This window comes from Streptomyces hiroshimensis (assembly GCF_014650335.1).
Classification (GTDB): domain Bacteria; phylum Actinomycetota; class Actinomycetes; order Streptomycetales; family Streptomycetaceae; genus Streptomyces; species Streptomyces hiroshimensis.
The window spans coordinates 768,261-794,560 of sequence record NZ_BMUT01000001.1 but is presented as its reverse complement, the minus strand read 5'-3'; the positions used below and the strand labels follow the sequence as shown (position 1 = coordinate 794,560).

21 protein-coding genes are annotated in these 26,300 nt (G+C 73.6%); 14 read left to right on the top strand and 7 right to left on the bottom strand.

The window, feature by feature from the left end; translation table 11 throughout:
* The first annotated feature begins 25 nt into the window (after window positions 1-25).
* From IE241_RS03215 to IE241_RS03190, 6 genes are all read left to right on the top strand, one after another.
* A complete protein-coding gene (locus IE241_RS03215; RefSeq protein ID WP_190020003.1) occupies window positions 26-961 on the top strand; it encodes a dihydrodipicolinate synthase family protein in 936 nt (311 codons plus the stop codon).
* A 106-nt stretch (window positions 962-1,067) separates the two neighbouring features.
* Window positions 1,068-1,445, top strand: coding sequence for an MmcQ/YjbR family DNA-binding protein (locus IE241_RS03210; RefSeq protein WP_190020002.1), 378 nt, complete (start codon window positions 1,068-1,070; stop codon window positions 1,443-1,445).
* A gap of 170 nt (window positions 1,446-1,615) precedes the next feature.
* Window positions 1,616-2,764, top strand: coding sequence for a CaiB/BaiF CoA transferase family protein (locus tag IE241_RS03205; RefSeq protein WP_190020001.1), 1,149 nt, complete (start codon window positions 1,616-1,618; stop codon window positions 2,762-2,764).
* A complete protein-coding gene (locus tag IE241_RS03200; protein WP_190020000.1) occupies window positions 2,761-3,903 on the top strand; it encodes an acyl-CoA dehydrogenase family protein in 1,143 nt (380 codons plus the stop codon). Before IE241_RS03205 ends, IE241_RS03200 begins: the two co-directional genes overlap by 4 nt.
* 72 nt (window positions 3,904-3,975) lie before the next feature.
* Window positions 3,976-5,193, top strand: a complete 1,218-nt coding sequence (locus IE241_RS03195; RefSeq protein WP_190019999.1) for an acetyl-CoA C-acetyltransferase — start codon at window positions 3,976-3,978, stop codon at window positions 5,191-5,193.
* Window positions 5,194-5,285: 92 nt separating this feature from the next.
* The gene (locus tag IE241_RS03190) at window positions 5,286-7,448 is read left to right on the top strand and encodes a 3-hydroxyacyl-CoA dehydrogenase NAD-binding domain-containing protein (protein WP_190019998.1); all 2,163 of its coding nucleotides are present in this window, start codon (window positions 5,286-5,288) and stop codon (window positions 7,446-7,448) included.
* A gap of 55 nt (window positions 7,449-7,503) precedes the next feature.
* Here IE241_RS03190 and IE241_RS03185 read toward each other — a convergent pair whose 3' ends face one another.
* Window positions 7,504-8,229, bottom strand: coding sequence for a MerR family transcriptional regulator (locus IE241_RS03185; protein WP_190019997.1), 726 nt, complete (start codon window positions 8,227-8,229; stop codon window positions 7,504-7,506).
* A gap of 178 nt (window positions 8,230-8,407) precedes the next feature.
* Window positions 8,408-9,919: a M1 family metallopeptidase gene (locus tag IE241_RS03180; RefSeq protein WP_190019996.1), complete on the bottom strand. Its 1,512-nt coding sequence runs from the start codon at window positions 9,917-9,919 to the stop codon at window positions 8,408-8,410.
* Window positions 9,920-10,107: 188 nt separating this feature from the next.
* On the opposite strand from IE241_RS03180, the gene IE241_RS03175 reads away from it, so the two are divergent.
* Entirely contained in the window at window positions 10,108-12,066 is a 1,959-nt protein-coding gene (locus tag IE241_RS03175) for a Xaa-Pro dipeptidyl-peptidase (protein ID WP_229898709.1), read from the top strand.
* 163 nt (window positions 12,067-12,229) lie between these two features.
* Here the strand turns inward: IE241_RS03175 and IE241_RS03170 are convergent, their stop codons facing one another.
* Entirely contained in the window at window positions 12,230-12,928 is a 699-nt protein-coding gene (locus tag IE241_RS03170; protein WP_190019995.1) for an endonuclease V, read from the bottom strand.
* A 44-nt stretch (window positions 12,929-12,972) separates the two neighbouring features.
* On the opposite strand from IE241_RS03170, the gene IE241_RS03165 reads away from it, so the two are divergent.
* On the top strand, window positions 12,973-13,272 hold the full coding sequence (locus tag IE241_RS03165) for a YciI family protein (RefSeq protein ID WP_190019994.1): 300 nt from the start codon (window positions 12,973-12,975) through the stop codon (window positions 13,270-13,272).
* 13 nt (window positions 13,273-13,285) lie between these two features.
* Here the strand turns inward: IE241_RS03165 and IE241_RS03160 are convergent, their stop codons facing one another.
* Window positions 13,286-14,365, bottom strand: coding sequence for a WD40/YVTN/BNR-like repeat-containing protein (locus tag IE241_RS03160; RefSeq protein ID WP_190019993.1), 1,080 nt, complete (start codon window positions 14,363-14,365; stop codon window positions 13,286-13,288).
* Window positions 14,366-14,535: 170 nt separating this feature from the next.
* On the opposite strand from IE241_RS03160, the gene IE241_RS03155 reads away from it, so the two are divergent.
* Both IE241_RS03155 and ssgD read left to right on the top strand, forming a co-directional pair.
* Window positions 14,536-15,741 (top strand): sensor histidine kinase, encoded by a 1,206-nt coding sequence (locus IE241_RS03155; RefSeq protein ID WP_190019992.1) that lies wholly within the window; start codon window positions 14,536-14,538, stop codon window positions 15,739-15,741.
* Window positions 15,742-16,091: 350 nt separating this feature from the next.
* Window positions 16,092-16,505 carry a spore wall synthesis regulator SsgD gene (ssgD, locus tag IE241_RS03150; protein ID WP_190020429.1) on the top strand — a complete coding sequence of 138 codons (414 nt, stop codon included), beginning with the start codon at window positions 16,092-16,094 and terminating at the stop codon, window positions 16,503-16,505.
* Between the two features lie 16 nt (window positions 16,506-16,521).
* On the opposite strand, the gene IE241_RS03145 is transcribed toward ssgD, so the two are convergent.
* The 3 genes from IE241_RS03145 to IE241_RS03135 form a co-directional block, all read right to left on the bottom strand.
* Window positions 16,522-18,051: a hypothetical protein gene (locus IE241_RS03145; protein ID WP_229898708.1), complete on the bottom strand. Its 1,530-nt coding sequence runs from the start codon at window positions 18,049-18,051 to the stop codon at window positions 16,522-16,524.
* 22 nt (window positions 18,052-18,073) lie between these two features.
* Window positions 18,074-18,574 carry an inorganic diphosphatase gene (locus tag IE241_RS03140; RefSeq protein ID WP_190019991.1) on the bottom strand — a complete coding sequence of 167 codons (501 nt, stop codon included), beginning with the start codon at window positions 18,572-18,574 and terminating at the stop codon, window positions 18,074-18,076.
* A 917-nt stretch (window positions 18,575-19,491) separates the two neighbouring features.
* The gene (locus IE241_RS03135; protein ID WP_190019990.1) at window positions 19,492-20,412 is read right to left on the bottom strand and encodes a DMT family transporter; all 921 of its coding nucleotides are present in this window, start codon (window positions 20,410-20,412) and stop codon (window positions 19,492-19,494) included.
* 354 nt (window positions 20,413-20,766) lie between these two features.
* Between IE241_RS03135 and IE241_RS03130 the strand changes: the two genes are divergently transcribed.
* From IE241_RS03130 to IE241_RS03115, 4 genes are all read left to right on the top strand, one after another.
* Window positions 20,767-22,875, top strand: coding sequence for an MMPL family transporter (locus IE241_RS03130; RefSeq protein WP_190019989.1), 2,109 nt, complete (start codon window positions 20,767-20,769; stop codon window positions 22,873-22,875).
* A 26-nt stretch (window positions 22,876-22,901) separates the two neighbouring features.
* The gene (locus IE241_RS03125; RefSeq protein ID WP_190019988.1) at window positions 22,902-24,293 is read left to right on the top strand and encodes a sensor histidine kinase; all 1,392 of its coding nucleotides are present in this window, start codon (window positions 22,902-22,904) and stop codon (window positions 24,291-24,293) included.
* Between the two features lie 170 nt (window positions 24,294-24,463).
* Window positions 24,464-25,201, top strand: a complete 738-nt coding sequence (locus IE241_RS03120) for a response regulator (RefSeq protein ID WP_190019987.1) — start codon at window positions 24,464-24,466, stop codon at window positions 25,199-25,201.
* 307 nt (window positions 25,202-25,508) lie between these two features.
* Window positions 25,509-26,294, top strand: coding sequence for an AfsR/SARP family transcriptional regulator (locus IE241_RS03115; RefSeq protein WP_229898706.1), 786 nt, complete (start codon window positions 25,509-25,511; stop codon window positions 26,292-26,294).
* Window positions 26,295-26,300: the final 6 nt, after the last annotated feature.

Sequence of the window (26,300 nt, the reverse complement as noted above, 5' to 3'; positions counted from 1 at the left end):
GTATCGCGCCGGAAAGGCGGTCGCCATGGGTCTGCCCGTTCCCCTGTGCGGGGTCGTCCCGCCGCTCTGTACGCCGCTGACCCCGTCGGGCGAGGTCGACACCCGCTCGCTCGGCTCGCTCGTGGAGCACGTGCTCGCCGCCGGGGCCCACGCGGTCTTCGTGCTCGGGTCCAGCGGGGAGACGGCCCATCTGGACGACGCCCGGCGCCGCACCGCGCTGCGGGCCGCCGTCGACGCCGTGGCCGGGCGGGTGCCGGTGCTCGCCGGGGTGATCGACACGAGCACGGCCCGCGTCCTGGACCACGCCCGGGCCGCCGCCGCGCTCGGCGCGGACGCGCTCGTCGCCACCGCGCCCTTCTACGCCGCCACCCACCCGGCGGAGGTCCGTGACCACTTCCGACGCATCCGGGCGGGCGCCGGGCTGCCCCTCGTCGCGTACGACATCCCCTCGTCCGTTCCCACCAGGCTGGACGCCGGGATCCTGCTGCCCCTCGCCGAGGACGGGACGCTGGCCGGGCTCAAGGACAGCAGCGGCGACCTCGGCGGGCTGCGCCGGCTCCTCGTCGGGCTGCGCCGGCGCGGTCTCGGGGACTCCTTCACCGTGCTGACCGGGTCCGAACTGGCGGTCGACGGGGCCCTGCTGGCGGGGGTGCACGGCGTCGTCCCGGGGCTGGGCAACGTGGATCCGGCCGGGTACGTACGGCTGTACGGGCACGCCCGGGCGGGCCGCTGGGCCGAGGCGGCCGCCGAACAGGACCGGCTCGCGGCCCTGTTCGCGCTCGCCGGGGCGGGCGACCTCACCGGCATGAGCTCGGGCGCGTCCGCGCTGGGCGGTTTCAAGGCGGCCCTGCACCTGCTCGGGGTCATCGACTGCCCGGCGACGGCCGCGCCGCAGCGCCCCCTGTCCGGCGCGGACGTGGACGCCGTCCGGCACCACCTGGCGGAGGCCGGGCTGCTGTGACCCCGGGCGGTGGCCCGCGCGATGATCCCGGGCGATGTCAGACCCGCGGGCTAGCGTGTACGGGCAAGAGGCACAGAGGCGCATGCGCACACTCCGGAGGCATCCCATGACCTTGTCCGCCCCTCTCAAGGCCCGCGCGAAGGTGCGGGAATTCGCGCTCTCGCTGCCGGGCACGGCCGAGGAGTTCCCCTGGGAGGAGGACGCCGTCGTCAAGGTCAACAAGAAGATCTTCGTCTTCCTGGGCTCCGAGGGGAACACCGAGTCGCCCGGCATCTCGGTCAAGCTCAAGGACGAGGAGGTGCACGGCCACGCCATGGCCGTCCCCGGCGCGGCGCCCACGTCCTACGGCCTCGGCAGACACGGCTGGGTGTCGGTCCCGCTCACCGGGGAGAGCGCCCCGGCGGAGGTGCTGTGCGACTGGGTGGAGGAGAGCTACCGGACCATCGCCCCGAAGCGCCTCGTCGCGGAGCTCGACGCCCGCTGAGTCCGTGTCCGGCGCATCACGCCCCCTCAAGTGCCGTACCGGAGGAGGCATACGGTGTCCCGGCCGCGCGGGCCGAGGTCTTGTGAAAACTGGAACCCGTTCTTAACATCGCGAGTGTTACAGCAGTTGTGTCACAAAGCCGCACAGGGGAAAACCGCACAGGGGGTCGGATGACCGGGACCGGAAGGGCAGCCGGAGGTCCGCTCGACGGCGTGCGCGTCGTCGAGCTCGCGGGAATCGGGCCCGGCCCGTTCGCCGCCATGCTCCTGGCCGACCTCGGGGCCGACGTCGTCCGCGTCGACCGTCCCGGCGGCCCCGGCCTGCACATCGCCCCCTCCCGCGACGTCACCAACCGCAACAAGCGTTCGGTGACGGCCGACCTCAAGACCGCCGAAGGCCGCCGCGCGGTCCTCGACCTCGCCGCCCGCGCCGACGTGCTGATCGAGGGCTACCGGCCCGGTGTCGCCGAGCGGCTCGGCGTCGGCCCCGACGCCTGCCTCGCCCGCAACCCCCGCCTCGTCTACGGGCGGATGACCGGCTGGGGCCAGGACGGCCCCCTCGCCGACACCGCCGGCCACGACATCGCCTACATCGCCGTCACCGGCGCCCTCGGCCTGTCGGGCCCGGCCGACGGGCCGCCCGCCTTCCCCGCCAACCTCCTCGGCGACTTCGGCGGCGGCGCGCTCTACCTGGTCGTCGGCGTCCTCGCCGCCCTCCACCACGCCCGCGCCGGCGGCACCGGGCAGGTCGTCGACGCCGCCATCGTCGACGGCACCGCCCACCTCACCGCGCTCCTGCACGGCATGATGGCCGCCGGCGCCTGGCAGGACCGGCGCGAGGCCAACTTCTTCGACGGCGGATCGCCCTTCTACGGCACCTACGAGGCGGCCGACGGCGGCCACATGGCGGTCGGCGCCCTGGAACAGCGCTTCTACGACGAGTTCATGGAGCGCCTCGGCCTCGCCGAGCTCGCACCCGCCCGCGACGACCCGTCCCGCTGGGGCGAGCTGCGCGCCGCCGTCGCCGCCCGCTTCCGTACGCGCACCCGCGCCGAGTGGGCGGCCGTCTTCGACGGCACGGACGCCTGCGTCGCCCCCGTCCTCTCGCTGCGCGAGGCCCCCGGGCACCCGCACCTCGCCGCCCGCGGCACCTTCGTGGAGCACGCCGGCCTCACCCAGCCCGCCCCCGCCCCGCGCTTCTCCGCCACCCCCGGCTCCGTGCGCCGCCCGCCCGCGCGGCCCGGCGCGGACACCGCCGAGGTGGCGCGGGACTGGGACGTCCCCAGCATCGAGTCGCTCCGGAAGGGCCCGCAGCCATGAAGCGCCAGATCTTCACCGCCGAGCACGAAGCCTTCCGCGAGACCGTGCGGACGTTCCTCACCAAGGAGGTCGCCCCGCACTACGAGCAGTGGGAGCGCGACGGCATCGTCTCGCGCGAGGCCTGGCGGGCGGCCGGGCGCCAGGGCCTGCTCGGGCTCGCCGTGCCCGAGGAGTACGGCGGCGGAGGCACCGGCGACTTCCGCTACAGCGCCGTGCTCACCGAGGAGTTCACCCGCGCCGGGGCCTCCGGCCTCGCGATCGGGCTGCACAACGACATCGTCGGGCCGTATCTGACGGGCCTCGCCACCGAGGAGCAGAAGCGGCGCTGGCTGCCCGGCTTCTGCACGGGCGAGATCATCACCGCCGTCGCGATGACGGAGCCCGGCGCCGGCTCCGACCTGCAGGGCATCCGCACCGCCGCCGAGGACCGCGGCGACCACTGGCTGCTCAACGGCTCCAAGACCTTCATCTCCAACGGCATCCTCGCCGACCTCGTGGTCGTCGTGGCGCGCACGACGCCCGAGGGCGGAGCCAAGGGCCTGAGCCTGCTCGTCGTCGAGCGCGGCATGGCCGGCTTCGAGCGCGGCCGCAACCTCGACAAGATCGGGCAGAAGGCGCAGGACACCGCCGAGCTGTTCTTCCAGGACGTGCGCGTGCCCAAGGAGAACCTGCTGGGCACGCTCAACGGCGGGTTCGTCCACCTGATGACCAACCTCGCCCAGGAGCGGATGAACATCGCCGTCGCCGGGATCGCCGCCGCCGAGCACCTGCTGGAGCTCACCACGGGCTACGTCAAGGAGCGCGAGGCCTTCGGCCGCCCGCTCGCCAAGCTGCAGCACGTCCGCTTCGAGATCGCCGAGATGGCCACCGAGTGCGCCGTCACCCGCACCTTCCTGGACCGCTGCATCGCCGAGCACTCCGCGGGCACGCTCGACGCCGTGCACGCCTCGATGGCCAAGTGGTGGGCGACGGAGCTGCAGAAGCGCGTCGCCGACCGCTGTCTGCAACTGCACGGCGGGTACGGATATATGACGGAGTACCCGGTCGCCAAGGCGTTCACCGACGGCCGCATCCAGACGATCTACGGCGGCACCACCGAGATCATGAAGGAGATCATCGGCCGTTCCCTGCTCTCCTGATCTCCCCTGCTCTCCCGATCGCCCTCCCGATCCCCCCGACCAGCGTCCCCCCGCCCTGAAAGGCCCACGACCTTGAGCAGCACCGAAGCGTACGTATACGACGCGATCCGCACCCCGCGCGGCCGCGGCAAGGCAAACGGCGCCCTGCACGGCACCAAGCCCGTCGACCTCGTCGTCGGCCTCATCCACGAGCTGCGCCGCCGCCTGCCCGGTCTGGACCCGGCCGCGATCGACGACATTGTGCTCGGCGTCGTGAGCCCCCTGGGCGACCAGGGCTCCGACATCGCCCGGATCGCGGCCATCGCCGCCGGCCTGCCCGACAGCGTCGCGGGCGTGCAGGAGAACCGCTTCTGTGCCTCGGGCCTGGAGGCCGTCAACCTCGCCGCGGCCAAGGTCCGCTCCGGCTGGGAGGACCTCGTCCTCGCCGGCGGCGTGGAGTCGATGTCGCGGGTGCCGATGGGCTCCGACGGCGGCGCCTGGTTCAACGACCCCATGACCAGCCTCGACGTCAACTTCGTGCCCCAGGGCATCGGCGCCGACCTCATCGCGACCCTCGGCGGCTTCACGCGCACCGATGTGGACGCCTTCGCCGCCCGCTCGCAGGAGAACGCCGCCGCCGCGTGGAAGGACGGCCGCTTCGACCGCTCCGTGGTCCCCGTCCGCGACCGCAACGGCCTCGTCGTCCTCGACCGGGACGAGCACCCCCGCCCCGGCACCACCGTCGAGACCCTGGCGGGGCTCAAGCCCTCCTTCGCCACGATCGGCGAGGCGGGCGGCTTCGACGCCGTGGCCCTGCAGCAGTACCACTGGGTCGAGAAGATCGACCACGTCCACCACGCGGGCAACTCCTCCGGCATCGTCGACGGCGCCTCCCTCGTCGCCATCGGCAACCGCGAGACCGGCGAGCGCTACGGGCTCGCGCCGCGCGCCCGGATCGTCTCCGCCGCCGTCTCGGGCTCCGACCCCACCATCATGCTCACCGGCCCCGCCCCCGCCTCCCGCAAGGCGCTCGCCAAGGCCGGCCTCGCCATCGGCGACATCGACCTGATCGAGGTCAACGAGGCCTTCTCCGCCGTGGTGCTGCACTTCGCCCGCGAGATGGGCATCGGCCTCGACAAGATCAACGTCAACGGCGGCGCCATCGCGCTCGGCCACCCGCTCGGCGCCACCGGCGCCATGCTGCTGGGCACCGTCATCGACGAACTCGAGCGCCAGGACAAGCAGTACGGCCTGGTCACCCTCTGCGTGGGCGGCGGCATGGGCATCGCCACCGTCGTCGAGCGCGTGTAGCCTCCGGCGGCCCTCACCCCGTAGCCCGGGCCCGCCCCGCCCCCTTCCCCCGTCCGGCGACCGAGGACAGACCCCCAATGGAGAGCACCGACATGAGCGAGCGCAACACCATCCGCTGGGAGCGGAGCGACGACGGCATCGTCACCCTCGTCCTCGACGACCCCGAGCAGTCCGCCAACACCATGAACAACGCCTTCAAGGCGTCCCTGACGGCGGTCGCCGACCGGCTGGAAGCCGAGAAGGAGTCGGTGCGCGGCGTCGTCTTCACCTCCGCGAAGAAGACCTTCTTCGCCGGCGGCGACCTGCGCGAGCTGATCGCCGCGACCCCCGCCGACGCCGGGCACGTCCTCGAGGGCAGCATGACGATCAAGCGCGACCTGCGCCGGATCGAGACCCTCGGCGTGCCCGTCGTCGCCGCCGTCAACGGCGCGGCCCTCGGCGGCGGCTACGAGCTCGCGCTCGCCTGCCACCACCGCATCGCCCTCGACGCCCCCGGCTCGAAGATCGGCCTCCCCGAGGTCACCCTCGGCCTGCTGCCCGGAGGCGGCGGCGTCACCCGCACCGTACGGCTCCTCGGCATCACCGACGCGCTGCTGAAGGTGCTGCTGCAGGGCACGCAGTACGACCCGCGCCGCGCCCTGGAGGCCGGGCTCGTCCACGAGCTGGCCGCCGACCGCGAAGAACTCCTCGCCAAGGCACGCGCATTCATCGACGCGCACCCCGAGTCGCAGCAGCCCTGGGACGTCAAGGGCTACAAGATCCCCGGCGGCACCCCGGCCAGCCCGCGCTTCGCCGCGAACCTGCCGGCCTTCCCCGCCAGCCTCAGGAAGCAGCTCGGCGGCGCGCCCTACCCGGCGCCGCGCAACATCCTGGCGGCCGCCGTCGAAGGCTCCCAGGTGGACTTCGAGACCGCGCAGCTCATCGAGGCCCGCTACTTCACCGAGCTGGTCACCGGCCAGACCGCGAAGAACATGATCCAGGCGTTCTTCTTCGACCTCCAGGCCGTCAACTCCGGCGCCAGCCGCCCGAGCGACGTGTCCCCCCGCCGGGTGAGCAAGGTCGCCGTCCTCGGCGCCGGCATGATGGGCGCGGGCATCGCCTACGCCTGCGCCAAGGCGGGCATCGAGGTCGTCCTCAAGGACGTGTCGGTGGAGGCCGCCCGCAAGGGCAAGGCCTACTCCGAGGGCCTGCTGGCCAAGGCCCTCTCGCGGGGCCGCACCACCGAGGCCAAGCGGGACGAGCTGCTGGCCCGGATCACCCCGACCGCCGACGTGGCCGACCTCGCGGGCTGCGACGCCGTCATCGAGGCCGTGTTCGAGGACCCGGCCCTCAAGCACAAGGTCTTCCAGGAGATCCAGCACGTCGTCGCGCCGGACGCACTGCTGTGCTCCAACACCTCCACGCTGCCCATCACCCTCCTCGCCGAGGGCGTCGAGCGGCCCGTGGACTTCGTCGGCCTGCACTTCTTCTCGCCCGTCGACAAGATGCCCCTGGTGGAGATCATCAAGGGGGAGCGCACCGGCGACGAGGCGCTGGCCCGCGCCTTCGACCTGGTCCGGCAGATCCGCAAGACGCCCATCGTGGTCAACGACTCGCGCGGCTTCTTCACCTCGCGCGTCATCGGCCGCTTCATCAACGAGGGCGTGGCGATGATCGGCGAGGGCGTCGACCCGGCCTCGGTCGAGCAGGCCGCCGCGCAGGCCGGCTACCCCGCCAAGGTGCTCTCCCTGATGGACGAGCTGACCCTCACCCTGCCCCGGAAGATCCGCGAGGAGACCCGGCGGGCGGCCGAGGCGGCCGGCGAGACGTGGACGCCGCACCCCGCGGACGCGGTCATCGACCGCATGGTCGAGGAGTTCGGGCGCCCCGGCCGCAGCGGCGGCGCCGGCTTCTACGAGTACGTCGACGGCAAGCGCGCCGGGCTGTGGCCGGGGCTGCGCGAGCACTTCGCGAAGAAGGACGGGGAGGTCCCCTTCGCGGACATGAAGGAGCGGATGCTGTTCTCCGAGGCGCTGGACACCGTCCGCTGCCTGGAGGAAGGCGTCCTGACCTCCGTCGCCGACGCCAACATCGGCTCGATCCTCGGCATCGGCTTCCCCGGCTGGACGGGCGGCGCGCTGCAGTACATCAACGGCTACGAGGGCGGCCTGCCGGGCTTCGTGGCCCGGGCGCGCGAGCTCGCGGCGGCGTACGGCGAGCGGTTCGAGCCTTCGGCCCTGCTGGTGGAGAAGGCGGAGACGGGGGGCCGCTTCTAGCGGCCCGGACAGTTGTTTCGGCCGCAGCGGCGGGCAACAGGCTGACCGGCACCGTTCAGGCGCTGCGCGAGGCGTCCTCGTACGCCGCGTGCAGCTCCTCGTTCAGTGAGCGCTGAAATGCCGTGACCAGCGCCTGGATCACGAGCGGCTGCACGTGGGCCGACAGGGACTTCATCGCCGCGACGTCCGGCGCCCGCGTCTCCACCTCGTCGCGGAACAGCCGCGACAGTTCACGCGCGGTGGCGCGGGCGTGCTCGACCAGCACCGTGCGGGCGGCCAGGATCGCCTCCGGCGAGACCGGCACGTCCAGCAGCCGCACGCCGAGGTGGAGCAGGCCCGGGTCGACGAGGTACGAGCCGGCGGTCCCGCCCCGCTGCAGGGCGTTCATCGCGGCGAGCCGGTCGATGTCCTCCTCGGTCAGGGCCCGGCCCGCCCGCCGCTCCAGCTCCTCCCGGGTGGTCTCCTCGGCCCCGTCGGGCGTCCAGGAGGCCACGAGGGCGCGGTGGATGGCCAGGTCCTGGGGGCTGAGGCCGTCGGGGAGCCGGTTCAGGTAGCGCTCGATGGCGGCGAGCGTGAGGCCCTGGTGCTGCAGTTCTTCGATCAGGGCGAGGCGGGAGAGATGGCCGGGCCCGTAGCGCCCGACGCGGCGCGGGCCGATCTCGGGCGGGGGCAGCAGCCCCCGGGTGCTGTAGAAGCGCACGGTGCGGACGGTCACCCCGGCCCGGGCGGCCAGTTCGTCCACCGTCAGGGTCGCTTCTCCGCTCTCCGTCTCCGCGGCCATGGGCGGCACCTCGCTCTCTGTTCCGCACCCGTCGGTGTCGAACAGTATTGCTGTGCCACCAGTACTGCGAAACCGGTGCCGGGAAACCGGCGGCGCCCCGCCGTACTCCATCGCGCGGCCCGCCGTACCGCCTTCGCGCGGGGCGAGGGCAGTACGGCGGGCCCGTACGTGCGAACGGTCAGTGCCGGTGGGCGCGCTCCGCCTCCTGGATCTTCTTCCAGGACTTGGGCGGGGTGACGCCGGCCTTCAGCGACTTCTTCGCCTTGGCGGGGGCGGTGCCGGCCGGAGCCGGCAGCGCGGCCGGCTTCGACGGCTGGAACAGCCAGGTGTCGAAGAGCGGGGCGAGCTTCTTGCCGGAGGCCTTCTCGGCGAACTTCACGAAGTCCTGCACCGAGGCGTTGCCGTAGCGGTTCTCCGTGGGCCACTGCTTGAGGAGGGCGAAGAACGCCTTGTCGCCGACGGTGTTGCGCAGCGCCTGCAGGGTGACGGCGCCGCGGTTGTAGACGGCGCGGTCGAACTGCCGGTCCGCGCCCGGGTCACCGGGCTTGACCTTCCAGAAGTCGTTGTCGGCCGGAACGCTGTTGTAGACGTACTCGGCGAGCTCCTGGGCGGTGCCCTCGCCCTCCTTCTCCGACCACAGCCACTGGGCGTAGGTGGCGAAGCCCTCGTTCACCCAGATGTCGCGCCAGTCCTTGACGGAGACGCTGTCACCGAACCACTGGTGCGCGAGCTCGTGCACGACGATCGACTGGTTGGCGCCGCTCGTGAAGGACGCGGGGCTGTAGAACGGCCGGGTCTGGGTCTCCAGCGCGTAGGACGACTTGACGTTCGGCACGTACCCGCCGACGGCGTTGAACGGGTACGGCCCGAAGAGCGTGCTCGCCCAGTCGGTGATCTCGGCGGTGCGCTCGATGCTCGCCTTGGCCGAGGGGAGGTTCTCGCCCAGGTCCTTGCTGTAGGCGTTGACGACGGGCAGGCCGCTCTCCGTCGTGCCGGTGGTGATGTCGAACTTGCCGACGGCCAGGGTCGTCAGGTAGCTCGCCTGGGGCTTGGTGGAGCGCCAGTTGTAGCGCGTCCAGCCGAGCTTGGAGGACTGGGAGGCGAGCACGCCGTTGCTGATGGCCTGGACGTCGTCCGGCACGGAGACGGACACGTCGTAGGTGGCCTTGTCGGTGGGGTGGTCGTTGCTCGGGAACCACCAGGCCGCCGACTGCGGCTCCTGGGCCAGGACCGCGCCGTCCGGGGTGCGCTTCCAGGCCGTGTAGCCGTCGATCTTCACGGTGGAGGGGGTGCCGCTGTAGCGCACGACGACGCTGATGGGCTTGCCCTTCTCCAGCGGCGCGGCCGGGGTGATCTCCAGCTCGTGGGCGCCGGACGGCTTGTGCGCGGCCTTCCTGCCGTTGACCAGGACCTCGCTCACGTCGAGCGTGAAGTCGAGGTTGAAGCGGGACAGCGCCTGGGTGGTGGTGGCCAGCAGTGTCGCCGTGCCCTCCAGCCGGTCCGTCTTCGGCTGGTACTTCAGCCGCAGGTCGTAGTGGGAGACGTCGTACCCGCCGTTGCCGTCTTCCGGGTAGTACGAGTCTCCGGCGCCCGGGGCGCCGGGCGTGGCGTCCGCCGCCGACGCCGGGACCGCGAGCAGCAGGAAGGCGGCAGCGGCCGTGCTCGGAACGATGAGTCTGTGACGACGCACGAGTCACTCCAACTCGTAGAGGAGAACGATCACTCGGAAGCCTATGTACTCACCGCGGAGGGGGGTATGTCCATGGGGCCTTCCGACATGTGATCGACATGCGCGCGTCATGCGGCGGGGCGGCCGTCAACTCCTGAAGCGGCGATAACCCCTTCTGTTCCGGGCCCCGGCGGCGTTACCGTCCGCCCGTGATCAGACGCCCGCGGGATGCCCGCACACCCTGGACTTCATTCGTACTGGCGGCAGTTGCCGCCCTGCTGGCGGTGCTCGTGTCACCGCCCGGCGCCGCGCAGGCCGCCGCGCCGCGCGGCAAGGAGAGCACACCCGTCTATTCGTACGACCGCGCGATACGCGAATCCGTCTGGGTGGACACCCGGGTGGACGCCGACGGGGACGGCAGATCCGACCGGGTGGCCGTCGACGTCATCCGGCCCCGGGAGGCCGCCGAACAGGGCAGGCGCGTCCCCGTCATCATGGACGCGAGCCCGTACTACTCGTGCTGCGGCCGCGGCAACGAGAGCCAGAAGAAGACCTATGACGCACAGGGCAAGCCGGTCGGCTTCCCGCTGTACTACGACAACTACTTCGTACCGCGCGGCTATGCCGTCGTGCTCGTCGACCTCGCCGGGACCAACCGGTCCGACGGGTGCGTCGACATCGGCGGCCGTTCCGACGTGCAGTCGGCCAAGGCCGTCGTCGACTGGCTGAACGGCCGGGCCCGCGGCTACGCCAGCCGCGGAGGAAGCGATTCCGTCACGGCCGGCTGGACCACCGGGTCCGTCGGCATGATCGGCAAGAGCTACGACGGGACCATCGCCAACGCCGTCGCCGCGACCGGCGTCGAAGGCCTGAAGACCATCGTCCCCATCGGCGCCATCAGCTCCTGGTACGACTACTACTTCGCCCAGGGCGCGGCCCTCTACGACGGCGGCCCCGACCACCTCTCCGACGGCATCGAGAGCCCCGAGGCCCGCGGCCGCTGCCAGGCCGTACAGCGCGAGCTCGCCGAAGGAGCCCCGCGCAACGGCGACTGGACGGCCCTGTGGGAGGACCGCGACTACGTCAAGGACGCCGGGAACGTGCGCGCCAGCGTCTTCGCCGTCCACGGCCTGCAGGACCTCAATGTACGAACCAAGCACTTCGGCCAGTGGTGGGACGCCCTCGCGGAGAACGGCGTCGAGCGCAAGGTCTGGCTCTCCCAGGCCGGCCACGTCGACCCCTTCGACTTCCGCCGCGAGGCGTGGGTGCCCACCCTGCACCGCTGGTTCGACCACTACCTCCTCGGCTACGACAACGGCGTCGAGCGCGAGCCCATGGCCGACATCGAGCGCGCCCCCGACCGGTGGTCCACCGACCGCGTCTGGCCGCCGCGCGACACCCGCGCGACCACCCTGCGCCCGGCCGCCGGCCCCGTCGCGGGCGTCGGCACCCTCGGGCTGACGCCCGCGCCGCAGGGCGCCGGCGCCGAGTTCACCGACGACCCCAGGCTGAACGAGAGCGACTGGTCCGCGAACATCGACCGCTCCACCCCCGGCAAGGCCGGCTTCATCACCCCGCCCCTCAGCCGCGACCTGCGGCTCTCCGGCTCCTCGGCGGTGCGCCTGACGGTCACCCCGTCCACGGCCTCGGCCCATCTGTCCGCCGTCCTCGTCGACCTCGGTCCCGCCGAGATCCGCGACTACGCGGCCCGGGGCGAAGGCATCCGCACCCTGGACGACCGCACCTGCTGGGGCAGCGGCAACGCCGGTGACAGCGCCTGCTACAAGCGCACCGAGCCGACGAAGGCCCAGGTCGGCCACACGGTCTTCAGCCGCGGCTGGGCCGACCTCGGCCACTGGGACGGCTCCGGCAAGGGCGGCCCCCTGACCCCCGGCAAGCCCTACACCATGACCCTCGACCTCGCCGCCGCCGACCACGTCGTCCCGGCGGGCCACCGCCTGGCCCTGATCATCGCCGGCACCGACGCCGGCCTCATCGAGCCGGCCTCCACCACCCCGCACGTGACGGTGGACCTGCGCCGCAGCTCCGCCACCCTGCCGCTGGTCGGCGGCTACGCGGCCTTCGCCCGCGCAACGGCGGGCGGCACCCGCGCGAAGCCCGCGACGCCGCGGGGGCTGGACGTGCCTTCGCTGGTGCACGTGCCGTAGCAGGCGCTCGTTACGTCGCAGGTGCCCGTTACGTAGCAGGTGCCCGTTACGTAGCAAGTGTTCGAAGGCCGGGCGGGCCGGGGAGACGGCCCGCCCGGCCACCGCACGTCACTCGTAGCCGTGGCCGTGGCGGGCGGGCTGTCCGCCGGACGCCGGCGCCCCCTTACCCCGCCACCAGCCCCTTGAGCGCGCGCCGGCACAGGCCGTCCGCCGCGCGGGTCGTCTCCGGGAGGCGGAAGGCGGGGGCCAGGGCGAGGGTGTGGGCGACGGCGTTGTCCAGGCTCGTGCGGTGGCCGACCGATACGAAGACCGGTTTGACGCCGGGCTGGGTGCGCAGGGCGCGGCCCACCTCCTCCTCGCCGTCCAGGAGGGGCGACGTGTCGCCGCGGTGCGGCCCGGGGGCGTCGTAGCGGAAGGTGAAGGGGTTCTTGGCGACGCCGATCGTGGGGAGGCCCGTGACGACGCCGAGGTGGCTGGCGAGGCCGAAGCGGCGGGGGTGGGCGAGGCCGTAGCCGTCGCAGACGACCAGGCCGGGGGTGACGCCGAGGCGTTCCAGAACGGCGAGCACGGTGGGGATCTCACGGAAGGCGAGCAGCCCGGGCACGTACGGGAAGGCGACCCGGCCGACCGCCGTCGCCTCCTCCACGACGCTCAGGGTGGCGGTGTCCAGGGCGACGGCGGCGGCCACGACGACGTCCCGCTCGTCGTCGTAGGCGACGTCGACGCCGACGGCCACGAGCGGCTCGCCGGGCGGCGAGCCGGGTTCGTCCAGGACGGTGCGGCCCCGCAACTCGTCCTGGAGGGCGGTCGCTTCCGCCTCGGTCGTGGGCCAGCCGGGGGGTACGTCGGTTACCTCTGCCATGCTCATAGTGCGGGTCACGCTACCCCGCACGTAGTCTGGCGATCATGTTCGTACTGGAGCTGACCTACATCGCGCCGATCGAGCGCATCGACGCCGCCCTCGCCGAGCACGTGGCCTGGCTGGACGCGCACTACGCCTCCGGCGTCTTCATCGCCTCCGGCCGGAAGGTGCCCCGCGACGGCGGCGTCATCCTCGCCGTCGGGGAGGACCGGGCGAAGATCGAGGAGATCACGCGGAGCGACCCGTTCACCGTGGCGGGGGTGTGCGAGTACTCCGTCACCGAGTTCATCCCGACGAAGACGGCCCCCGGCCTGGAGGCCTACCGGCAGGAACTGCCTTCCTGACCGGACCTCCGGCCTACCGGCCCGCGAGCCGGGCGAGGTGTCCCTTCTCCCCCGCCGCCCAGCATCCGCCGTCCGGCGCGCAGTCCACCGTGTCGTACGAACCGGTGTCGAAGGCGCGCCACGTGCGGCCGCCGTCCGTGGTGAAGTCGCTGCCCGCCGGGCCGACCGCGAGCGCCGTGGTGCGGCTGTGCGGCAGCCAGGCGACGCCGGAGCGGTAGGAGCCGGGCGGGCGGGAGGCCTCCGTCCACGTCCTGCCGCCGTCGCCGCTGACGGCTGCGGCCCGCTCCGAGGGCTGCCCGGCGCGGTAGTCGCCGCCGACGGCCAGCCCGTGGGTGCGGTCGCGGAAGGCGAGGCCGAAGACGCCGCGCGCGGGGTCGCCGGCCGGTACGGGCGTGCCGGTGACGGTCCAGGTGCGGCCGCGGTCGGAGGAGTGCAGGACGCGGGAGGACGCGGCGCCGCCGGTGGCGATCCAGGCGTCGTGCCCGCCGGAGCTCACCACGCACTGGCCGCTCGCCGCGAACGCGGCCTCGCCGGGGAGCGCGGCCGGCATGCCGCGGGCGGGGAGGGCGCGCCAGCTGCGGCCGCCGTCGCCGGTGGCGAGGATGCGGAACCGGCCGTCCACGGGGTCGCCGAGCGCGATGCCGTGGCGCGGGTCGAAGAAGGTCAGGCAGTCGTAGAACGCCTTCGGGTCGGTGTTACGGAAGGTCTCCGTCCAGGTGCTGCCGCCGTCGTCCGTGCGGAAGACCCTGGACGCCTCGCCCTCGCCGATGGCCAGCACGACGGCGCGGCGGGCGTCGAACGCCTCCACGTCGCGGAATTCGAGGGCGCCCGCGCCGGGCGGCGAGACGTTTCGCCAGCTGCGTCCGCCGTCGCGGGTGAGCAGGACCGTCCCCTTCGTTCCGGCGGCCCACGCCGTGGAGCGGCTGACGGCCGCGAGGCCCCGGAAGCGGGCGTCGGCACCGCCGTCCCTGCTCTCCCAGGCCGGGGGCCTGCCGGCGGCTCGGGCGGGGGTGGCCGCGGTGCCCGCGAGCGCGAGTGCGGTGCCGCACAGTGCCGCGGCGATGGTGCGTAACGTCGTCAGCGTCCGTCTCATGACGGGGCAAGCTAGCAGGTGTCCGGTGAAGGTTCACCGGGCTGCGGCCGGTTCGAACGTGCCGACGGAGTCCGTGCCGGTTCAACCGTCCAACTTTCATCCTTTCGGCCGGGGCGGAGTGGCTGTACGGGCGATCCGTCGCTCCCGGGCCCGTGCCTAGCGTGAAGCGCATGACGCCGACATCCCTGCCGCTCGCCCCTTCCCGGACCGCTCCCGGGGCCGCCCCCGGGGCCGCCCGGCGCCGCCTCGGCTGGCTGGTGGCCGGCCTGTGCGGCCTGTGGCTGCTGGAGGGCCGGCTGCTGTCCCGGGGCGCCGTCTACCCCGGGCAGACCAGCGGCCACCACGCCCACCTCGTGGTGTGGGTCGCCGGGCTGCTCGTGGTCCTGTGCGTGCTGCCCTGGGCGCCGCTCGCCGCACGGGCGGTGGCGGCGATCGCGGTGTCCTGGTCGGTGACCGGGTATCTGATGGCCGCGGGCGAGCACCTGCCGATCTGGGGGCTGACCGAGAGCGCGGCCCTGCTCGTACTGCTCGCCCTGGTCGCGTGGCGGGCGCCGGTGCGGGCCGCGGTGCCGACGGGCGTCGCGCTGGCGGCCGGGATCCTGGTGGCGCCCGTGCGCGACACGAACGCGCCCGGGGAGGCCGTCGTCGTCTACGCCCTCGTCGTGGCCGCTGTCACCTCGGCGGGCCTGTGCCTGCGCTACCGGGACGGCGAGCGCGCCCGGGCGGTGGCCGCCGCGCGCAAGGCCGAGCGCCTGGAACTGGCGGGCGAGCTGCACGACTTCGTCTCCCACCACGTCGCCGCGATGACCCTGCTGGCCAAGGCCACCGGCACCGTCGCCGAGGACGAGCGGGTCGCCGCCTCTCTGCGGGACATCCAGGAGGCCGGCGACGAGGCGCTGACCTCGTCCCGGCGGCTGCTGCGCGTCCTGCGCCAGGACGGCCAGGAGGCAGCCCACCGCGCGCCGCTGCCCGGGCTGGACGGGGTGAGCGCGCTGGTCGACGACTTCCGGCGGACGGGCCCGGGCGCCGTGCGGGTCGATCTGCACGTCGATCCCTGCTTCGGTTCCGGGCTGGCCCCGGAGCTGGCCGCCTCCGTCCACCGGATCGTCGCGGAGGGGCTGGCGAACGTGGCCAAGCACAGCCCCGGCGCGTCGGCCGTGCGCGTGACGCTGCGCGAAGCGGAACGGCGCCTTTTCGTGTCCGTGCGCGACGACGGCCCGGCGGGGCAGACGGTGTCCCGTCCGGCGGAGGACACCGGGGGCCTGGGGCTGGTCGGGCTCACCGAGCGGGCGGACGCGATCGGCGGGGCCCTGACGGCCGGGCCGGTCCCGGGCGGCGGCTGGGAGGTGCTCGCGGTGCTGCCGGTACGGCGGTGAGGGGCGGTGCGGTCGGTGAGGGGCGGTGGTGGGGTGGTGCGGCCGTGGGGTGATGGGTGGTGCGGGTGGTGAACAGAGTGGCGTACGAGCAGCGATTTCACGGCTGAGACGGCTTTTGTCTTTCCCAATCAAAGGATCGTGATGCAGGTCACGCTTGAATCATGTGCACTGCAGCGATCGAACCGCCGTCTCACCAGACAGCGTCTCTCCAGTCGGCGGATCCCTCCCGGATCCGGTCGGCGGCGGAACGCCGGCAGGAGCTGCACGACCGGCACGACCACCACCGCACGAGGACCCCGTACCACCGCAAGGACCCGCACCACATCACAGCGATCGCGAGGGAGCACGCGTTGTCCACTGTCATCGACCAGGCTGTCCAGGCACGGCTCATTGCGTCGGCCCCGCAGGACCGCGCCGTCCCCGCGCAGCTGCGCTACGAACCCTCCGATCCCTTCGCCGTGCACATCGCCTTTCCGCCCGTGGCCTCCCTCGACGGGGCGGACGTGGAATGGGTCTTCGCCCGCGAGACGCTGGCCTGCGGCCTGATCGCACCGACCGGGGGCGGCGACGTCCATGTGTGGCCGTGCGGACCGGACCGCACGGTGCTGGAGTTCCACGCCGTCGAGGGCGTGGCCATGGTGCAGATCGACACCTCCGAGCTGCGGCGCTTCCTCGCGCGCTCCTACGCGCTGGTGCCGGCCGGCAGCGAGGGCGGCCACCTCGACGTGGACGGGGACCTCGCGGCGCTGCTGCGGGAGGCCTGAGCCGAGAGGGCTCGGTTCAGGGGAGGTACGCGGTCCAGCCACCGGTTCCGGGGAGCGGATGGGGGTGCCAGGTGCGGGCGAACGGCGGGAGACGTCCGTCGGCGGGGTCCTGAAGGACGGCCGTGGGGACGCGGTGGGCGGCGCGGGCCAGCGCGGCCTCCGTCGTCGAACGGTTGTTGCCCCGGGTCTGCGCGGAGGCGCAGCCCGCGGCGTAGGCCACGGGCTGGGCGCGCGGACCCGTGACGAGGCAGGGGGCGGACAGGCCGAGGCGCTGCAGGCCCTCGGCGGCGCGCCGGTAGCGGACGGTGGTGTCCCGGGCGTCGGCGGCATTGGCGCGCAGCTCTCCCTGCTGCACCCACAGGTGGGCGGCGAGGAGCGCGCACAGCGCCGCGGCCGCCGCCCACCGGGGCGGTCCGGTGTGCAGGCGGGTGACGGCCCCGGCCGCCAGCCCGGCCACGGGCAGGGCGAGCAGCGCGTACGAGGGGAGCAGGAAGCGGGGCGCGGAGTAGTCGAGCAGGAGCAGGTACGGGGCGGCGAGGGAGAGCGCGCAGGCGACGGGCAGCAGGGTGACGGCCCTCGCCCGCCCGCCGGTCCGCAGCGCGAGGGCGCAGGCGGCCGCGGCCAGCACGGGGAGCAGCAGCCACCAGAGCGAATGCGTGAGGGAAGGGTTCGCGATGTGGCACGGGCGGCACAGCTGCGGGCCGTTGAGGCTGCGGCGGGCCGCGCTCAGGCCCGCGCCGGGGTGCGCGCCCATGCCGCCCTCGGTCGCGCTGGAGTCGGCGAGCCGCTGCGTGACGCCGCCGAAGCGCACCCAGGCCTCGGCGGCCCACTGCGCACCGCCCGCGGCGAGCCCGCCGAGGACGACCGCGGCGGTGTGCAGGGCGCGCCGGTCGCGTACGGCCGCGCAGGCGGCGAGCATCGGGAGGGCCAGCCAGACGGCGTCCGGGGCGCGCAGGAGGGCGGCCGCGGCGAGGGATGCGGCGAGGCCCGCGAGGTTACGACTGCCCGTGGGCGTACGGGTGTCGGCGGGCGTTCGGGGGTCGGCCGGGGCCCGGGTGTCGGCGGGCGCCCTGGTACGCAGGAAGCAGCCTGTGGCGGCGGTCGCCGCGAAGGCGATCCAGAGGTTCGGCATGACCTCGGGGCCGCTGAGGACGGTGATCCACAGCCCGGCGAACAGCGCCGCCGCGAGAGCCGTACGGGCTCGGCCGGCCAGCGGCTCCCAGATCCTGAACGCTCCGTAGAGCGCCGCCGAGGACAGCAGCGCCAGGGTCACGCGCAGGGTGGTGACGGACGGGGTGAGGGCGACCACCGGCGCGACGAGGAAGCTGATGCCCCGTGAGCGCGGGGCGCTGAAGTACGCCGCCGGGTTGCGGGGGTCGACCTGCGAGAGGTAGACGCTCTCGTCCCAGCCCAGGTCCATGTGCGCGACGGCGCAGCACAGTTGCACCACGGCGTAGGCGACGGCGACGGCCGCGAGGAGCGGGGGGCCGCGGCGCGCCGCCTTGGTGGTGCCCGTGTCCGTGGTGCCCGTGTCCGTGCCCTCCATGGCCTCCTTCTTCTGCCTTCTTCTACCGCATCGGGTCAGTGCGCCGGGCGGCCCGTTCGTAGGAGGCGGAGATCTCCGCCTCGGCGGCGGCGCGGTCCGCCCAGCGGGTGCCGTCGCCGACGGACTTGCCGGGTTCGAGCTCCTTGTACACCTCGAAGAAGTGCTGGATCTCCAGCCGGTCGAACTCGGGCAGGTGGCGCAGGTCCCTCATGTGCTCGTGACGGGGGTCGCCCGAGGGCACGCACAGGACCTTGTCGTCCTCGCCCTTCTCGTCGCGCATGCGGAACATCCCGATGGCGCGGCACCGGATGACGATCCCCGGGAAGGTCGGCTCGCCCGCGAGGACGAGGGCGTCGAGGGGTTCGCCGTCGGCGCCGAGGGTCTGCTCGATGTAGCCGTAGTCGGCGGGGTAGCGGGTCGAGGTGAACAGCAGCCGGTCCAGCCGGATGCGGCCGCGCTCGTGGTCCATCTCGTATTTGTTGCGGCTGCCTTGCGGGATCTCCACGACGACGTCGAAGTCCACGGGGCTCCTCCGGAGGGGGTAGGCCGGACGGACGGGCCCATCGTGTCGCGGTTCCCGCGCCAGGGCCATACCTCCTCGCGGAGGGCGCTCACGGACATCGGCCGGTCCGGCGCCGCCGGGCGGATCGCCGCTACGGCAAGGCAACCTCCCGGGTGCGCCCGGCCCGCCTCCACGGCCTGAACTCCGAAACGGCACCACCGGAAGGACTCTCCGGGGCACGGCACCGCCGCACCGCGCCGTACCGGCTGATCACCGCTGCGGCGGAAGAAGCTTAGGGGCGCGCCTCCCAAAACACCTGCAGCCCCCACAAGCCCCGGACCCGAACCCTCGGCACGGCACCGCCGAACCACGCCATACCGGCTGATCACCACTGCGGCGGAAGAAGCTTTAGGGGCGCGCCTCCCAGAACACCTGCCCCCCAAACCCCGAGCCCGGACCCTCGGCACGGCACCGCCGAGCCGCACCGTACCGACTGATCAACGCTGCGGCGGAAGAAGTTTGCGGCCGCGGCCGGGGCCGGGCTTGCGGGCGGTGGGCGGGGCGCGGGCGCGGCGTGTGAAGAGGGCAGCGCAGCCGCCTCTTCACACCCGCCGCCGCGGCGGGCAACCCCCGCGGCGTGACCCGGCGGTGCCGAGCCCCGTTGAACCACTCGGCCCGGCGGCCCGGACAGCGCGGGCCGGCCGAGGGCCACGCCCCGCCTGCGCAGCCCGGCGCCGTCAAGGGAGCCGCGAGCCTTCGGTCCCAGGAGCCTGAAGAGGCCCCGCCTCTTCACACCCGCCGCCACGGCGAGCAACCCCCACGGCGTGACCCGGCGGTGCCGAGCCCGGCTGAGCCACTCGGCCCGGCGGCCCGGACAGCGCGGGCCGGCCGAGGGCCACGCCCCGCCTGCGCAGCCCGGCGCCGTCAAGAGCGGCGGACTATTCCGGCTTCGCCCCCGCGTGCGTCAGTCCGCGGCGCGCCCCCGGGATCGTCGCCGTGCCGTCCGCGGCCGGGCCGGGGTGCCCGCGGTCCGGCCCGGCCGGGGTGAGGCGGCTGAGGGTTATCACCCCCGCCGTGGCGACCGTGCCGGCCAGGGCGGCGAGCAGTCCGCCCGTCACCCCGTACCGGAACGTTTCTCCCAGCACCGCCGTCCCCACCGCAGCCGCCACCACGGGATTCACGGTCGTCACCGTCGCCAGCGGCGCCGCCAGGCCCGCGCCGCGGTAGGAGGCCTGGGACAGGAGCATGCCCGTCGCGGCGAGGACGGCGGTGATCAGCACCGTGAAGGCGGGGAAGTCCGTCTCGTGCGAGGTCCAGTCCTGCGCGGCGGCCTTGGTGAAGACGGAGGCCATGCCGAAGGCGGCGCCGGCGGCCGCGGCCAGCGCGACCCCGCGGACGACGGCCCGCCGCGCCCAGTGCGCACCGAGCGCGAGGACCGCCGCCCCGGCGAGCGCCACGGCGGCGAGGGCGGGCCGCTGGGCGGCGTCGAGGGTCTCGGCGTGCGGCGGCCCGGTCAGGGTGAGGAGCCCGGCGAGCCCGGCGGTGGCCAGCAGGGCTCCGCGCCACCCCGCCGCGCCGACGGGTCTGCGCGCGGCCACCGCCGCCATGGGCAGCGCGAAGACGATCGTGAGCGCCCCCAGGGGCTGCACCAGGCTCAGCGGCCCGTAGGCGAGCGCCACCACGTGGAGCCCGGCGCCGAGCCCGGTCAGGGCGACCGCGCCCCACCAGCCCGGCCGGCGCAGCGGCCCGCAGGGCCCGCCCGGCGTCGTGGCGGCGACGCGCTCCTGCACGATGGCCGCGCTCGCGTAGGCGACCGCCGACACCAGGCAGAGCAGCACCGACAGCAGTACTGAGCTCACGCCGCTCTCCACCGCCGCCCGGTCCCGCGGTCCTTCATGCCCGTCACGCCTTTCATCCCTCCACCATGCCGCGCGCCGCCGGATCCGTCGTCGTCCCAGGGGACGGATCCGGCCCTCCTACCAGCGGAGTACGGGATGACCCCGGACGTAGGGAACAGTTGCCGACAGTGCACATTCGACACGGTGCGTGATACCGCCGCGCCCTCCGCCGCGTTACTCCCGCGGGAGTACCAACACCCCCGTTGCACCCGGCGGATTAGCTTCCGCTTCGCTCTCCGGGCCGACGTGCCGGGCGCTTCGCGCCGGAATCCTGGAAGGGTCAGTGGATTTCGGCTCTGAGGAGGCGGCGGGCACATGGCTCCGGCGGCGGAAACGCAGCGGAAGGAAGGCCGGCTGCGACCGGCACACGAAGGGAGGTCGAGGCGTCGCGCCCTTCCGTGGGCGGTGATCGCCCTGTGGATCGTGGTCCTCGCGGTCACGGCGCCCTTCGCCGAAAAGCTCAGCGGCGCCGCGCGGGACCGGCCGGTGGACTACCTGCCGGCCAGCGCGGAGTCCACCCGGGTCGAGCACCTGCTGCAGAAGCTGCCGGGCGGCAACACCTCGGATGCGATCCTCGTCTACCACCGCGACGGCGGCCTCTCCCAGGGGGACCGCAAGGTCGCGCAGGAGCAGATCAAGCGGATCGCGGGGCGCTACGAGCTGCGCGGCGGCAGCGAGCCGCCCACGGTCGTCTCCAAGGACGGCGCCACGTCGATGACGGCGCTGTCGGTGTCCGGGCTGGCGGACGCCGCCGCGCAGGGCAAGGCGGTCGACGGCATCCGGGACATCGTCAAGAAGGACAGGCCGGAGGGCCTGAAGGCCGAGCTCGGCGGGCAGGTGGCCCTCGCCTCCGACCAGAACGAGGTCTTCCAGTCCATCGACAGCACCCTGCTGCTCGGCACCGCCGGCGTCGTCGCGGTCCTGCTCATCCTCATCTACCGCAGCCCCTTCCTGTGGCTGGTGCCGCTGGGCGTGGTCGGTGTGGCGGCCTCGGCGGCCATGGCGGGCGTCTACGGGCTGATCAAGGCCTTCGACCTGACGGTGACGACGATGAGCACGTCGGTGATGACGGTGCTCATCTTCGGCGCGGGCACGGACTACGCCCTGCTGCTGGTGGCCCGCTACCGCGAGGAGCTGCGCCACATCGAGCAGCCGTACGACGCGATGATGTCCGCGATCCGCGGCTGCGGGCCGGCCGTCCTCGCCTCGTCCGGGACGGTCGTCGCGGGCCTGATGTGCCTGATGGCGGCGGACCTCAACAGCAGCAGCGGCCTCGGGCCGGTCGGCGCGGTGGGCGTCTTCTGCGCGCTGGCGGCCATGCTGACGCTGCTGCCCGCGGTGCTGGTCCTGCTGGGGCGCCGCGTCTTCTGGCCGATCGTCCCGGCCTACGGGACGGAGGCCGTGCACCGGCGTTCGCTGTTCGCGGCGATGGGCAACTCCGCGAGCCGCCGCCCGGGCCTGGTGCTGCTGTGCGGCGTGGCGGCGCTCGCGGCCCTGTCGATCGGCGCCGTGAAGCTGCCGGGCACGCTGAAGCAGGAGGACGCCTTCCTCAAGAAGCCCGACTCGGTCACCGCGATGCGTACGCTCGCCGACGCCTTCCCCGACTCCAGCAGCCTGCCGGTCACCGTGGTGACGCGCACCGGGCAGGCGGGCGAGGTGGAGAAGCGCGTCAAGGACACGAAGGGCGTGGCCGCGGTGCAGCCGGGCCGCAGCGGCGGGGACCGCACCGAGCTGCAGGTGTTCTCGGTGGCCAAGCCCGAGTCGGACGGCGAGAAGAAGACCATCGCCGCGCTGCGCACCGCGGTGCACGACGTGCCGGACGCGCAGGCGATCGTCGGCGGGCCCACCGCACAGCAGATGGACCTCGCGACGACCAACGCCGACGACCGCGTCAAGGTGATCCCGCTGGTGCTGGCCGCGGTGCTGATCGTGCTGATCGCCCTGCTGCGCAGCCTCGTGGCGCCCCTGGTGCTCGTCCTCGCCGTGATCGCCTCGTGGGGCGCGGCGATGGGGCTCAGCGGCCTGGTCTTCGGCCCGGCCCTCGGCTACAAGGGCCTCGACCCGAGCCTGCCGCTGCTGACGTTCGTCTTCCTCATCGCGCTCGGTGTCGACTACGGCATCTTCCTGATGCACCGGGCCCGTGAGGAACGGCTCAAGGGCGCGGATTCCTCGGAGGCGGCGCTCACCGCGCTGCGCACCACGGGCGGGGTCATCACCTCCGCGGGCATCGTGCTGGCGGCCACCTTCGCCGTGCTGGCGACGCTGCCGCTGGTGGCGCTGGTCGAGATGGGCTTCATCATCGCGGTCGGCGTGCTGCTGGACACCTTCCTGGTCCGTACCTACCTGGTCACCTCTGCAAGCCTGTTGCTGAAGAGGTGGATGTGGTGGCCCGGGAAGCTCTCCCGGGGTTCCATGGAAACGTGATGCCGTCCCGGGACCCGGTTACCCCCATGATCGCGCGTCTGCTGCTGCCGCAGCACGCGGCCGTACGACGCAGCGTCCTGCTGCAGGACTTCGGAATCGCGCTGGCGGTCCTCGCCGTGCAGAGCGTGCTCTTCGTGGTCACCGCGCGGCGGTCACCGGACCTCCCGGGATGGGCGCTCCTCACCGGCGCCGCGCTCGTCCTGACGGCGCGGCGCCAGGCACCGTGGCTCACGGTGCTGGCCGTGGCCTGCATGAACGGCCCGTTCTACGTGCTGGGTTACCCCCGCACCGCAGTGCTTCCGGCGGGCCTGGTGGCCCTGTGCACGCTCGCCGTCGTCGGCCCGCCCAAGCGCAGCTTCCTCACCCTCGGCGGCATCTTCGGCGTGGCCACGGTCGTCATGCTGGCGCTCGGCAAGAACCACGAGATCGTGCCGACGCTGGTGAGCGCCGGCTGGATCGCCGACGTCGTCCTGATCGGCGAGGCGGTGCGCCTGCACCGCAACTACGTCGGGGCCATCGTGGAGCGCGCGGAGCGCGCCGAGCGGACGCGCGAGCGCGAGGCGGCCCGCAGGGTCGCGGAGGAGCGGGTGCACATCGCGCGCGACCTCCACGACCTGCTGGCCCACAGCATCACCCTGATCGGGGTGCAGACGGCGGTCGCGGCCCACGTCCTGGTCGCCGACCCCGAGCGGCTCGACCGCGCCGCCCTCGCCAAGGCGCTGGACGGGATCGCCGATACGTGCCGGGACGCCCGGGTGGAGCTGCGCGCCACGCTGGAGGTGCTCCGCGGGAACGATTCCGCAGGCTACGGGCCCCTGCCGGGCCTCGACGGACTGCCCGATCTGGCGCGCGCCGCGGAGGCGGCCGGGGCACGGGTGAGTCTGCAGGTGCACATGGGGCCGGACGCGACGGGCGGGACGGGCAGGACTGGCGGGACTGGCGGGACGGGCAGGACTGGCGGGACTGGCGGGACGGGCAGGACTGGCGGGACGGCGAGGAGCAACGGCTCGGGCCCCGGCGGCGCAGGGTACCCGACCGACCCTGCCGACCCGGCGGCAACGGCCTTCCTGGCCCCGGCAGTCGGGGCAGCTGCGTACCGTATCGTGCAGGAAGCTCTCACCAACGCGGTCCGCCACGGCGGGCCCGCGGTCCGCGTCTGGGTGACGGTGGCGCGCGGCGAGGGCGACGGCGCCCTGCGGGTCACCGTGCTCGACGACGGAGGTTCGGGGGCTCCGGCCCGCGCGCCCGTGCCCGGGAACGAGCCGAACGGCACCGGCGGTTACGGCATCGTCGGGATGCGCGAGCGGGCCCGCAGCGTCGGCGGCGGGCTGCAGGCCGGGCCGCGCCCCGGCGGCGCCGGGTTCGCGGTCACCGCCGTCCTGCCGTCGGCCCCTGCGGACGGGGCCGCGCTGCGGTGATCGCCTCGTGAGACGTCAGCGAGTGGGTGCACCGGTTCGTGCACCAGTCCGTGCATCAGTGAACGACCCCCGCCGCGGGGCGCGGCGCGGTCCCCACCCCGAAGGATGACTCCGATGACAGCAGCACCCAGCCCGGCCGCACCGCCCGCCCCCGGGGGGAGGGACGGCCGATGACCGCGCAGCAGCCGATCCGGGTCCTGCTCGCCGACGACCAGCGGCTCGTCCGCTCCGCGTTCGCGATGCTGGTGGACACCGCCCCCGACATGGAGGTCGTGGGCGAGGCGGGCACGGGCCGGCAGGCCGTCGAGCTGGCCCGCAGCGCCCGCGCCGACCTGGTGGTGATGGACATCCGGATGCCGGACCTGGACGGCATCGAGGCGACCCAGCGGATCGCGGCCGACGAGGACATGGCCGGCGTGAAGGTGCTCGTCCTGACGACGTACGACACCGACGAGTACGTCATCGACGCGCTGCGCGCCGGGGCTTCCGGCTTCCTGGTGAAGGACACGCGCCCGGCGGCGCTGCTGGAGGCGATCCGGACCATCGCCGCCGGGGAGGCGCTGCTCTCCCCCGGCCCGACCTCGCGCCTGATCGCCCGGGTGCTGCGGGCTCCGAGGGCGGACATCCCGGCCGGCTTCGTGACGAACGGCCTGGCGGTGCTCTCGGTCCGCGAGCGGCAGGTGCTGACCCTGGTGGCCAGGGGGCTCAACAACGCCGAGGTGGGCGATGTGCTCGGGCTCAGCCCGCTCACCGCCAAGACCCATGTCAGCCGGATCATGGGCAAGTTGTGCGCCCGCGACCGCGTCCAGCTGGTCATCGCCGCGTACGAGGCGGGGCTGGTGACGCCGGGCGCCGTCCCGGGCGTCCCGCCCTCCCGGGGCGGCGGGGGTGGAACGTACTCTTCCTGAAGACCGCCTGAAGAAAACGGACGCCGCCCCTACGTCACGGGGCGGACGGGCGCGGGCGGCCCGCGTCATCCGTGTGTTGACGCCGCGTTGAGCCGGGCGGGCACGCGCCTCAATGAACGGCCGAGGCGCCCGCCCGGCTCCGCCATCCGTTGAGGGCGGAAAGGGGCCGGGGGATGGATGACGCCGGTTGTTCCACGTTGCAAGGATTGGGCGCCGAAAGGGGGAAAAACCTGTCCAAGCTCCTGTTCTGATCTCCGGCGGAAACCGCTGTGGGGGGAAATTCGTGCAAATTGAAATACTCGGTCCGGTGCGCGTCAGCGTTGCGGAGAGGAGCAGCGACATTCGGGCCAGCAAGGTCCGTTCCATGCTCGCCACCCTCGCCCTCCGGGCGGGCCGGGCGGTGTCGCACATGGAGCTCGTCGACGAGCTGTGGTGCGGCTCAGCCCTCGGTAATCCCCGCAACGCCCTGCAGGCCCAGGCCACCAGGGTGCGCAAAGTACTCGAGGCACACACTCCGATGCACCGCACGACCGTCCTGCGCGCCGTGCCGAACGGCTACCTGCTGGACGTGCCCGCGGAGTGCGTCGACGCCAACAGATTCCTCGATCTCGCCTCCCGCGGCGGAGCCGCGCTGACCACCGACCCCGAGCAGGCGGCGAGGCTGCTGGAGACCGGCCTGCGGCTGTGGCGCGGCCCGGCCTTGTTCGACGCCGGCGAGGGGCTGCGATGTGCGAGCGCGGCGACCCTCTTCGAGGAGCGCCGGCTGAGCGCGTGGGAGGACCTGGTGAGCGCCCGCCTGGTGCTCGGCCACAACACCCAGGTGATCGCCGAGTTGCAGCAGCTCGTCGCGCAGCACCCGCTGCACGAGCGGTTCTGCGAGCTGCTGATGCTGGCGCTGTACCGGTCCGGGCGGCAGAGCGAGGCGCTGGAGCGCTTCCGCCTGACCCGCAAGCGGCTGGACGAGCAGCTGGGCATCCAGCCGGGTGCCGGGCTGCAGCGCCGGCACGCCGAGATCCTCGCCCAGGATCCGGCGCTGGCCCAGCCGGGCGCGCTGTGGAACGGGCGGCGCGAGCCGGTCGCGACGAGCGCGTAACGCCCG